This is a genomic window from Mesorhizobium sp. M4A.F.Ca.ET.090.04.2.1, from assembly GCF_003999085.1.
In the GTDB taxonomy this organism is placed as follows: Bacteria; Pseudomonadota; Alphaproteobacteria; order Rhizobiales; family Rhizobiaceae; genus Mesorhizobium.
Genome location: NZ_RZOT01000849.1, coordinates 1 through 1,406, shown reverse-complemented (window position 1 = coordinate 1,406; position 1,406 = coordinate 1). Strand labels below are relative to the sequence as shown.

At 59.6% G+C, this 1,406-nt stretch carries 1 protein-coding gene and 1 pseudogene; one reads left to right on the top strand and one right to left on the bottom strand.

The window, feature by feature from the left end; all coding sequences use genetic code 11:
- Nucleotides 1-345: hypothetical protein (locus tag EN781_RS32555; RefSeq protein WP_127400724.1), on the bottom strand; the 345-nt coding region annotated here is incomplete at its 3' end.
- Between the two features lie 588 nt (nucleotides 346-933).
- On the opposite strand from EN781_RS32555, the pseudogene EN781_RS32550 reads away from it, so the two are divergent.
- Nucleotides 934-1,406, top strand: a pseudogene (locus tag EN781_RS32550) (ABC transporter ATP-binding protein/permease); the annotation flags it as partial.

The window sequence follows — 1,406 nt, the reverse complement described above, 5'->3', positions numbered from 1 at the left end:
AAACGGCCCCTTACTCCAGCTGTTGCCATAGGCAAGCTTCGCGACATCGCCGCAGCAGCCTTGCTCGCCGGGATTCTTGATCTGCGTTGCCGGCCCATTCGGCCCCAGAATGACGGTGATGTAGCTCGGCTCGACGCGCGAGCAGCTCAGTTCCGGACCGCCATCCTGCGGCTGGTAGATGCTTGTGCCACCCTTCGGCGTGTAGATACAGCCGATATTGCCTGACGGCGTGTTGAACTCCACCTGCCCTTCACCATTCCCTGGAATGGTCTGGCTGCCGGCATATGCCTGAGGCAGCCAGACGAGTGTCGCGACCATCGCGGCCGACAGTGTCCGTACAAGCATGAAATTCCCTCCGCTTCGGCCGATGCACATTCGAGACCGAACGGCCGGCCCATCAAACACAAATTGGTGCGCGCCTGAAAAGCATTGGCCGACGGATGTATCGAGACGATGCCGGGCACCCCCGGCCGTCGCCTTCTCAATGCCCCGGCCGCCCTTGGACATCACGAAAGCCAATCCTGAAAGACACGCGGAGGCAGCTTTTCGGTCTCCCCGGTTCGTTCGCATCAGGAAATTCGGCTGAATCGGAGGGCGAAGCGGTTCACAAAACTGTGTTTTAAGCTTCCCTTAGGGAAGGTCGTTCGGCCGCCTCCGCGACTGCTCTAATCAATTGAAATAAAAAGGCATTCCACGCAGTGGAGGCGACCGCATCGCCGTCCGATCTGTTGCGCATGGGCAACGGCTTGTGCGCGGGTTCACATTCCCCGGGAGAAAATTAATGGAAAATGATCAATTGGTGTTACTATCCGTAACAAAACTAGAAAAGGTTTGGGCGGGATCGTGATTCGGGTCGGCAGACCGAGACGTTCACTATCGGAGAAAAGTCCTAGCGACGCCAGAAGGCAGCCGCCCCTGACCCCAGTGTCATCGATGCGAACCTTCTGGGGACTGATGCGAGCCTACTGGTTCTCGGATCGCTGGAAGGAAGCCTGGACCCTCACCCTTGTCATCGCGCTGCTTACGGCGCTGTCCAGCAAGTCCGGCGTCTGGTTCGCCGAAGCGTCGGGTGAGCTGGTCAATTCGATCGCCTTCTTCCACGACGCCGCAAACACCACCCCTCTCCAGACACTGCTGACCAACGCCGGCATCCTCATCCTGATCGTCGTGCTCAAGGATGCGGGCTTCACCGGCATACGCAGCCTCGTTTCGGCAACGCTGCACCGCAAATGGCGCGGCTGGCTGGACAGCCGCTTCAACGAAGCGCTCCTCGACACCAATCACACGCATTTCCACGCCCAGCACGGCTCGTCCGACTCTGTCGCTCCCGACAACATCGACCAGCGCGTCCAGGAATCGATCAAGGACATGACCGGCGGTGCCATCGGCCTCGCCATGGGCGTGAT